Genomic DNA, 10218 nt, shown 5'->3' with positions numbered 1-10218 from the left:
CTCTCAATAAAAAGTTTAATCTCGCTCTTAAAACTTACTTGTAAAAAGAATTGCTGGTTCTAAATGTATTTCTATATTCTGTTCAATTTTCAAAGACCATTTTATCTCGTCGCCCTCAAGCGACTCGTTTATCTTATCACTTGGAAACCTTTATGTCAACACTTTTTTAAATCATTTTTTAGTGATTTAAAATTTGACTTCCTTCTCTTCAAGAAGTTGTTCCGCATCAGCGACGATATTTATAATAACATGTCTATTTATGTATGTTTTTACTACTTACTCTATTTTTAGTCATTATTATACTTATTTTCTATTTTACTATGTTTTTCTTTATTTTTCATCTATAGATACGCCTGGTTATGTATTAGATGTATTTAGGTATAATATTACATATTACTTAATTATATTATTCAATACATATAAAACTTTTATAATTATTGTACTAATTAATTTATATAGAACTTAGTATATATTTAATTTTTATTATAAAAATATATTTATATTTTTTAAGTAAATCTTATAAATCTACTTAATTTTTATATATTCTATATCTATTTTATTCTTTTCACATAAAATTAATTTAAAATCACTAAAATAAAAATAACTGTTTATGTATTCATTTTCTTAAATTGATATGTATATAAAAACTATATTTCTCTTTTATTATTTTAATTTATAAATATACCTTAATTATAAAAACTTACATCAAATATATTTTAAATTTTTAAATATAAATATTTTATATGTTATTAAAGTTTAAAGAATACCTATATTAAACTTTTTATAACTAATAAAAAAAGCTTAATATAGTAACTAAATATTATTTAGTTACTATATTAAGCGTAAAATTAAATTTTAACTTTTTCTCTTATTCATTACTATTGGCCATTTTTTTGACCCTATATATTTTTCATCTTGCTCTACAATTATTTTTTTATCAGCTATTACATTTTCAAGTTCACATCCATTATTTATTATTGTTCCTTGAAGTATAATGGAATCTTTTATTTTTACATTTGGACCTATATATACTCTTCTTGATATTATACTATTTTCAATCTTTCCATCTATATAACAACCATTTGCTATTAAAGAATTTTTAACCACACTATCATTAGTATACTGTGTAGGCCCTTCATCTTTTGTTTTTGTGTATATTGGTCTACCGCTAAAAAACATTTCTTTATTTACTTCTGAATTTAAAAAATCCATATTAGCATCATAATAGGATTTTAATGAATTTATACAACTTAAATATCCATTAAATTCATATGCTTTAACATTTAATTTATCTAAGTTAGAGTGTATAAAATGTTTTATTTTTTTATACATACCACTTTTTACAGATTCATTTATTATATCTATAAATAAATCTGTTTTCATAAAATACATTTCTGTACTAATTGATGCATTTTTTTCCTTTCCTATATTTTCACCAACACTTATAATTCTATTATTATCATCTATATTAAGAACATCACAATTTATAAATTTTTCTCTTGCATTATTTACATTTTTATATACTATTGTGACATCATTATTTTCATTTTTATGTTTATCTATTAATCCTTTAAAATCTATATTGCAAATCATATATGAAGGTGCAATTAAAACATATTTTTTCTTACTATACCTTACAAACTCTATATTGTCATTGAAATTATGAATATCATCATACGAAGGAGAATAATCTCCAAAATTAAATACTTTTAACCCATCTCTTTTTCTGTGAAGGTCCCATGGTCTTCCATTTGTTAAATGATCCATTAGTGATCTAGATTTATTTTTAGTAAATATTCCTATACACTCTATTCCTGAGTTTGTCATATTTGAAAGTATGAAATCTATTATTCTATATCTAGCAGCTATTGGAACTGAACCTAAAGGTCTATTTCTTACTAATTCACCCATTCTACTTTCATTTTCATCTAAATTTATTATTCCTAAACAGTTATTCATTTTTTAACTCCCCCCCACTTAATTTATACAGTTTTTCTTTCTTTATATTTAATCCTGTATCCAACCTCTTCTTTTGATGCTACAACTGATATATTTTTACCATTGCCAACTACTACTTCTTTGTTAATTATCGCATCGCTTCCAATTATAGCTTTATTTACAATTGAAAAATCATCAATAACTGAGTTAGGCATAATTACCGAATTTTTAACTACTGTATTTTTACCAACATAAACACCTTGAAATAATACGGAATTTTCAACAGTTCCATGTATTACACAGCCTTCTACTATAACAGAATTTTTTACCGTTGCATCTTCTCCTATATATTGAGCCGGACTTGATGGACTTACTGAATATATCTTCCAATCTTCATCAAATAAATTTAACCCGTTTTCTATTTTAAGTAAATCCATATTTGCTTCCCACAAACTTTTTATAGTACCTACATCCTTCCAATATCCGCTAAAAGGATATGCAACTAATTTACACCCTTCACTTAACATATTAGGAATTATATTCTTTCCAAAGTCATTACTTGAATTTAAATCTAACTCATCTTTAATAAGGTGCTTTTTTAATGTTTTCCAATTAAATATATATATTCCCATAGAAGCCTTTGTACTTTTAGGATTTTTAGGCTTTTCTTCAAATTCATATATACTTAAATCGTCATTTGTATTCATTATTCCAAATCTACTTGCTTCATCTATAGGGACATCAATAACTGCAATAGTCGCATCTGCTTCTTTTTCTTTATGGAATTCAAGCATATCATCATATTGCATCTTGTATATGTGATCACCTGATAAAACTAATAAATATTCTGGATCATAACTATCTACATATTCTATATTTTGATATATAGCATTTGCAGTCCCTTTATACCACATTCCTCCTTCTTCTTCTTGATAAGGTGGAAGTATACTTACCCCTCCATCCCTTCTATCAAGATCCCAAGGGTCTCCTATTCCAATATGTGAATTAAGTTCTAAAGGCTTATATTGTGTTAATACTCCAACGGTATATATACCTGAATTGGAACAATTACTTAGCGGAAAATCTATTATTCTATATTTACCTCCAAAAGGTACTGCTGGCTTGGCTAAATTTTTAGTTAATACTCCAAGCCTCGAGCCTTGTCCACCAGCTAATATCATTGCTACTATCTCTTTTTTTCCCATAAAATTATTTCCCCCTTCATATGTTTTTCAAAATAAAAATATTTTTATTTTTAATCTGTCAATTCTTAAAAGTGCTTATATAAACATATGATGTGATTTTATATTTTATACTATTTATTTATTAAATCTTATATAAAAATAACCTAAAGAAAAAATCTTTAGGCTATTTATAATTATAAATTTTTATATACTAACTCAGATCCCCAAATACCATTAACATATTGCGAAATTGTTCTATCAGATGAAAAAATTCCTGAATGAGCTATATTAACTCCACAAATTTTTTGCCATACATTAGTATTTCTATATAAATTATCAACTTTTTGTTGAGCTTCAATATATGAATCAAAATCCTTTAATACAAAAAACTCATCATTATATGGTATTAAACTATCATATATTTCTCTAAATCTCTCTCTATCAAAATGATATTTTCCATTTATTAAATCATTTATTACTGATTTAACTCTAAAATTATTTTTATATATATCAAAAGATGAATATCCTCCATTTTTATAATAATTAAGAACTTCTTCTGAATTTAATCCAAATATTACTATATTATCTTCTCCAACTTCATCTTTGATTTCTATATTAGCTCCATCTAATGTTGCTATTGTTACAGCACCATTCATCATAAACTTCATATTTGATGTTCCAGATGCCTCTTTAGTAGTTGTAGAAATTTGCTCACTTAAATCCGTTGCTCTTATAATTTCCTCTGCTAAAGAAACATTATAATTTTCTAAAAATATAACTTTTATTTTATCATTTACTCTAGAATCATTGTTTATCTTTTCTGCTATCTTATTAATAAGTTCAATTGTCTTTTTTGCTAAATGATAAGCTGGTGCAGCTTTTCCTCCAAATATAAACGTCCTTGGTACTATATCTAAATTCGGATTTTCTAAAAGTCTATTGTAAAGATCCATTATTCTTAAACAATTTAAAGTTTGTCTTTTATATGCATGTATTCTTTTTATTTGAACATCAAAAATAGAATTCGTATCTACCTTTATTCCTTTTCTCTTATATATTGTATCTGCTAATAATTCTTTATTATATTTTTTTATATTATGAAGCTCTATTTGGATATTTTTATCATAAGCTTTTTTTTCAAACTCTATTAAATCTATAGGATGTCTTATAAAACTATCACCTATTGTATCAATTAATAAATTAGTTAACTTAGGATTTATTTTTAACAACCATCTTCTATGAGTTATTCCATTTGTTTTATTATTAAACTTATTAGGATAATAATAGTAAAAATCACTCATTTCTTTCTTTTTAAGAATTTCCGTATGAAGTTTTGCTACTCCATTTACACTATGACTACCTACTATTGCTAAGTTAGCCATTCTCACTTGCCCATCAGCTATTATGGCCATTCTTGATATTTTATCCCACTGACCTATATATGAATTCCAAAGTTCCTGACAAAATCTCTCATTAATTTCTTCAATTATCATATATATTCTTGGAAGTAATGACTTAAACATTTCAATTGGCCACTTTTCTAAAGCTTCTGCAAGTATAGTATGATTTGTATAGGATACTGTATTAGTTGTTATTCTCCATGCCTCTTCCCAAGCAAATCCTTCTTCATCTATTAATATTCTCATAAGTTCAGGTATTACAAGCGTAGGGTGAGTATCATTTATATGCATAGCTATTTTTTCATGTAAATTTCTTAAATCACCATTATGCTTTTTATAATGCCTTATAATTCCTTGTACTCCAGCAGAAACAAAAAAATACTGCTGCTTTAATCTAAGTATTTTACCTTTATATTGCGAATCATCAGGATATAAAACTTGAGATATTGCTTCAACTGAATTTTTATATTCTAGAGCCTTTAAAAAATCTCCTCTACTAAAGGATGAAAAATCAAATTCATTATTTACAGTCTCAGCGCTCCAAAGTCTTAGTGTATTAACTGTATTATTCATATATCCTACAACAGGAGTATCATAAGGTACAGCAAGAACAGGCTCATAATTTACATGGGTAAATTTCAATTTTCCATTTATTTTTTCACTTATTATATTGCCACCAAACTTAACTATTTCTTTTTTATCAAGCCTTCTTTTCTCCCAAATATTCCCCTCTCTAAGCCAATTATCTGAAACCTCAACTTGAACTCCATCAATTATTTTTTGTTCAAAAAATCCATATTTATATCTTATACCACATCCATGACCAGCTATATTTACAGAAGCCATAGAATCTAAAAAGCAAGCAGCAAGTCTTCCAAGTCCACCATTACCTAAACCTTGATCTTGTTCTAAGTTTTCCAATTTTTCTAAATCTATATTTAAATCCTTTAAAGCTTCCTTACATATATCTCTAATCCCTAAATTAAGAAGGGCATCTCCTAAGAGTCTACCCAAAAGAAATTCCATTGAAAAATAATATACTTGTTTTTCCTTAGTTATATTATATCTTTTATTAGTTTTCATCCATGTTTCTGAAATATAATCTCTAACTAAACTACCTAAAGCTTCATATTTTTTATAATCACTTCCTTCTGAAAGCTCCTCTCCATGTATCTCTAAATATTTCTTTTTATACTCTTTCTTAAAAGTATTTTTATCTATAGTCAGCATAATACACCTCCTTGAATTTTGTTATAATTTAAAGGTAATTAAATCACTATACATTTTCTTGTATTCATTTGAAGACTTATTCAAGCTATTATCAGAATCTAATGCTTGAATAACAATTGAATTCCAAGTATTTTTATTTTTATATAAATCTAAAGCATATTCTATTATTCCTAACAATTCATTTGCATTATAATTTCTAAAACTAAATCCATTTCCTATTCCAGTATATTTATTATAAGGTTTAATTGTATCTTTAAGTCCACCCGTTTCTCTAACAATTGGAACAGTCCCATATCTAAGTGCTATTAATTGTCCTAATCCACAAGGTTCAAATAAAGATGGCATTAAGAACATATCAGATGCTGCATATATTTTATGCGCTAATTCATTATCAAACTTAATATTAGTTGATACTTTATCTCTATATCTAGATGCTAATCCTATAAAGTGATTTTCATAACTTAAATCACCAGTTCCTAATATTATTAATTGGATATTATGTTGTAATAACCTATCTGCTATATCAATAATTAAATCTAAACCTTTTTGATTAGTTAATCTAGATACTATACCTATCATAGCTGCATCACTATTTATAGGTAAACCTAACTCTCTTTGTAACTTCTCCTTATTTCTCTTCTTACCATATAAATCATATTTATTAAATTTATCATAAATATATTTATCATCTTCTGGGTTAAACTCATCATAATCTATTCCATTTAAAATTCCACTTAACACACAATCCCTATCTCTTAAAACAGCATCTAATCTTTCCCCGTATTCTTCTGTTTTTATCTCATTTACATATGAATAACTTACAGTAGTTACTTTATCTGAATAAATAATTCCACCTTTCATAAAGCTTACCCCATTATCAAAAGCTAAACTTCCATTATAATAAGCTTCTAAATCATAACCAAAAAGTTCAGGCAAAATTTCCTTAGGAAAAACTCCTTGAAATTTAAGATTATGAATTGAAAATACTGATTTTATATTTTTATAAAAATAATCTTTTCTATATTCTAATTTAAGAAGAACTGGAATCATTCCAGTATGCCAATCATTACAATTAATTACGTCAGGCTTAAAACCTATTTCCTTTAAAAGTTTTAGTACTGCTCTATTAAAAAAAGCAAATCTTTCACCATCGTCAAAATATCCATATACTTTATCTCTAGAAAAATAATATTCATTATCTAATAAATAATACTTCACTCCATCACAAATTCCTTCAAAAACTCCACAATACTGATTTCTCCAACCAACCTTAACATTAAAAGATTTTAAAAATTTTAGATTTTTTTCAAACTTACTATTTATTGATTTATATTTTGGTATTACAACTCTTGCATCAACATCTATTCTATTTAACGCCTTAGATAATGACCCTAAAACATCTCCTAATCCCCCTGTCTTTATAAATGGATTTGCTTCAGATCCAACTAATAAAACCTTCACTTTCTTCTCCCCCTTATTTAAAAATATAAACATATTTGTTTATCTTTATATACTTCTAATGTAATTATCTATATGAATAATGATATAAAATATGATTATTCAAACCCTTACTATCTTTATAAATATTAATAAACTAAAAAAAAAATAACTTATAGAAGTTTTTTTATTAAATTTTTATATTTGAAAAAACTTTAGTATAATATAAAACAAATATAAAATTAGGAGGACTATTATGAAATCAGCAGAATACTATATAAAAAATCTAGATATGATTCCTCATGTAGAAGGTGGATATTTTAAAGAATCATTCTTATCAAATACAATAGTAAAAGATAATAAAAAACTATGGAGTAGTATATACTTTTTATTAAAAACTGGAGAAGTTTCTAATTTTCATAGATTAAAATCAGATGAAATGTGGTATTATCACGATGGTGAAGCATTAACTATATATATGATAAGCCCTGACGGTAAATTAACAACAAAACAACTTGGTAAAAACATTGAAAATGGAGAATATCCTCAAGTTTTAGTACCAAAAGGATATATATTTGGTTCTTCAATGAATAATGATGGATTTGCATTAGTTGGATGTATGGTATCTCCCAGCTTTGAATTTAGCGATTTTGAATTATTCAAAAGAGAAGACTTATTAAATAAATATCCAGAACATGCAGATGTAATAATAAAACTTACTAGAGAAGATATTTAATATTATAAATAAAAGGCGTAATATACATTATATTACTGCCTTTAAACTTTTATTAAGTTAAAATTATATATTTTAATTCTCTATCTTATATCAATCTAATTACTCATTATCTATAAAACTATTAAATATTCCATTCTCATCTATAGAAAAATCTTTAGTTCCATTAACTATATCTCTACAATTAGCTACACTCATCGAATCTGATAAATTAGCTAAATCATCACCAATATATGAATTTACACTATCATTACTCTTTATTTGTGAAATTGTACTATTAGATAAATCTCCACCTTTTCTCATTTCATATGTGTCAACTGCCATTACTACTCTTCTTGACTGCTCTATTACTTTAGTCTTTTTAGCCTCATCTATATATCCAGTAATATTTTTACTAAATATTATTACAAGTATTCCCATTATAGCAATAACACCGACTAATTCTATTAATGTAAATCCCTTTTTCTTCGCTTTAATTATATTTTTACATTTTGTATTTAATTTTCTATAAGTCATATATGTCCTCCTCTCATTATAATCTAATTCAAATTATTACCAATTAATTTATTTTTAAACTATATAAACTAAAAAAATAGCAAAAAGATTTAATCTTTTTGCTATTTTTAATACAAATTAACAAGCTATTTCTATATCTTTATTAATATTATTATTTCTATCAATTAATTTCATTCTTATTAAATGAACTATCATTGCAACTAATATAGCTACAACTAAATCACAAGTTACTGTTAATATAAAAGTAATTAATAATTCAAGTGCATCAAGTTTATTTTTTTCTATAACTTTTATACACTCTCTCCATTCACTCATATTATATGATACAACTGCAAGTATAGCAGCCAACGCAACTAAAGGAACATATTTTATAAAAGGCATAAATATTATCATTATTAATAATAAAACTATAGCATGAACTATTCCCGCTATTGGAGTTCTTCCCCCATTTTTAATATTAGCTGCTGTTCTTGCAATAGCACCTGTTGCCGGTATTCCACCAAATAATGATGATGCTATATTTGCTAATCCTTGTCCTATTAATTCTGTATTAGAATTATGTTTTTTATCTATCATTCCATCTGCAACTACAGCTGATAATAAAGATTCAATTGCAGCTAAGAATGCTATTGTAAGTGATGGCATAATTAAAACTTTAATTTTATCTATAGTTAATACAGGAAGATGTGGTTTAGGAATAGATGATGATATTGAACCAAAAGCACTTCCTATAGTTTCAACATTTAAACTTAATCCAGCTACTATTAACGTAGATATTACTAAAGCAATAAGTGAACCTGGAATTGTTTTATTAATCTTAGGAAAAAGTATTATTATTCCTATACATAATATACCTATTATTAAAGTTATAAAATGAGTTTCATTAAAATGTGATATATATGCTTCCCATTTAGGAATAAATTCTGATGGTACTTTTTCAATGTTTAACCCAAATAAATCTTTTATTTGAGTTGATAGTAATGTTACTGCAATTCCTAAGGTAAAACCTAAGGTTATACTCTTTGGAATAAACTTTATTAAATTTCCCAATCTTAAAATTCCAAATAATATTAATATTACACCAGCCATTAATGTTGACATAATTAATCCTTCAAGTCCATAATTTTCTATAATTCCATATACAATAACAACGAATGCACCTGTTGGTCCACCAATTTGAACTCTACTTCCACCAAATAATGATATAAATAACCCCGCTACTATAGCTGTTATAAGACCCTTTTCCGGAGTTACACCTGATGATATTCCAAGAGCAATTGACAATGGAAGTGCTATTATAGCAACTATTACACCCGATATTACATCCTTAAATATTTGCTCCTTGGATAATTCTTTTTTTCTGTGCTTTAGAATGGAAAAAAACTTTGGTTTTTTCATTATTAAAGAAACGCCTCTTTTCATATAAATTTTTTGTAAACTATCTATACACATTAAAAAAAGAGATAGTTAAAACTATCTCTTTTCGTTCACACCTGGCAACGTCCTACTCTCCCACACGGTTACCCATGCAGTACCATTGGCGCTATAGAGCTTAACTTTCCTGTTCGGAATGGGAAGGAGTGTTTCCTCTATGCCATCATCACCAGATATTCAGATGTTCTCTGAAAATTGCATATAATATTGTTAATAACTATTTGGTCAAGCCCTCGACCTATTAGTATCAGTCAGCTGAACATGTTACCATGCTTACACCCCTGACCTATCAACCTTGTGTTCTTCAAGGGGTCTTACTAGCTTACGCTATGGGAAATCTCATCTT

The 10218-nt window shown here is 26.2% G+C and carries 6 protein-coding genes, 2 rRNA genes and 1 pseudogene; 1 reads left to right on the top strand and 8 read right to left on the bottom strand.

Annotation, left to right across the window (positions count from 1 at the left end):
- Nucleotides 1-855: 855 nt before the first annotated feature.
- The 4 genes from glgD to glgA all read right to left on the bottom strand — a co-directional run bounded on the left by glgD (nucleotide 856) and on the right by glgA (nucleotide 7213).
- Complete coding sequence (gene glgD / locus AC4FQ1_RS12990; RefSeq protein WP_491169858.1) at nucleotides 856-1959, bottom strand: glucose-1-phosphate adenylyltransferase subunit GlgD; 1104 nt, start codon at nucleotides 1957-1959, stop codon at nucleotides 856-858.
- Between the two features lie 23 nt (nucleotides 1960-1982).
- Nucleotides 1983-3143 carry a glucose-1-phosphate adenylyltransferase gene (locus AC4FQ1_RS12985; protein ID WP_491169857.1) on the bottom strand — a complete coding sequence of 387 codons (1161 nt, stop codon included), beginning with the start codon at nucleotides 3141-3143 and terminating at the stop codon, nucleotides 1983-1985.
- A gap of 173 nt (nucleotides 3144-3316) precedes the next feature.
- The gene (locus AC4FQ1_RS12980) at nucleotides 3317-5752 is read right to left on the bottom strand and encodes a glycogen/starch/alpha-glucan phosphorylase (RefSeq protein ID WP_491169856.1); all 2436 of its coding nucleotides are present in this window, start codon (nucleotides 5750-5752) and stop codon (nucleotides 3317-3319) included.
- A 21-nt stretch (nucleotides 5753-5773) separates the two neighbouring features.
- Entirely contained in the window at nucleotides 5774-7213 is a 1440-nt protein-coding gene (gene glgA, locus AC4FQ1_RS12975; RefSeq protein ID WP_491169855.1) for a glycogen synthase GlgA, read from the bottom strand.
- 232 nt (nucleotides 7214-7445) lie between these two features.
- On the opposite strand from glgA, the gene AC4FQ1_RS12970 reads away from it, so the two are divergent.
- Nucleotides 7446-7925, top strand: coding sequence for a cupin domain-containing protein (locus AC4FQ1_RS12970; protein WP_491169854.1), 480 nt, complete (start codon nucleotides 7446-7448; stop codon nucleotides 7923-7925).
- A gap of 99 nt (nucleotides 7926-8024) precedes the next feature.
- Here AC4FQ1_RS12970 and AC4FQ1_RS12965 read toward each other — a convergent pair whose 3' ends face one another.
- From AC4FQ1_RS12965 to AC4FQ1_RS12950, 4 genes and pseudogenes are all read right to left on the bottom strand, one after another.
- Nucleotides 8025-8438 (bottom strand): type II secretion system protein, encoded by a 414-nt coding sequence (locus AC4FQ1_RS12965; protein ID WP_491169853.1) that lies wholly within the window; start codon nucleotides 8436-8438, stop codon nucleotides 8025-8027.
- Nucleotides 8439-8573: 135 nt separating this feature from the next.
- Nucleotides 8574-9836, bottom strand: a pseudogene (locus tag AC4FQ1_RS12960) (SulP family inorganic anion transporter); the annotation flags it as partial.
- A 93-nt stretch (nucleotides 9837-9929) separates the two neighbouring features.
- Nucleotides 9930-10046 (bottom strand): 5S ribosomal RNA (gene rrf, locus AC4FQ1_RS12955).
- A 47-nt stretch (nucleotides 10047-10093) separates the two neighbouring features.
- Nucleotides 10094-10218, bottom strand: a 23S ribosomal RNA gene (locus AC4FQ1_RS12950); the annotation flags it as partial.

Source organism: Clostridium sp. TJA020 (genome assembly GCF_058310295.1).
The sequence above is the reverse complement of the archived record's forward strand: the minus strand, read 5'-3'. Positions and strand labels throughout refer to the sequence as shown.

Coding starts and splice junctions, on each gene's coding strand:
- AC4FQ1_RS12970 (WP_491169854.1), top strand. CDS start 7,446: ATGAAATCAGCAGAATACTATATAAAAAATCTAGATATGATTCCTCAT.
- AC4FQ1_RS12980 (WP_491169856.1), bottom strand. CDS start 5,752: ATGCTGACTATAGATAAAAATACTTTTAAGAAAGAGTATAAAAAGAAA.
- glgD (WP_491169858.1), bottom strand. CDS start 1,959: ATGAATAACTGTTTAGGAATAATAAATTTAGATGAAAATGAAAGTAGA.
- AC4FQ1_RS12985 (WP_491169857.1), bottom strand. CDS start 3,143: ATGGGAAAAAAAGAGATAGTAGCAATGATATTAGCTGGTGGACAAGGC.
- AC4FQ1_RS12965 (WP_491169853.1), bottom strand. CDS start 8,438: ATGACTTATAGAAAATTAAATACAAAATGTAAAAATATAATTAAAGCG.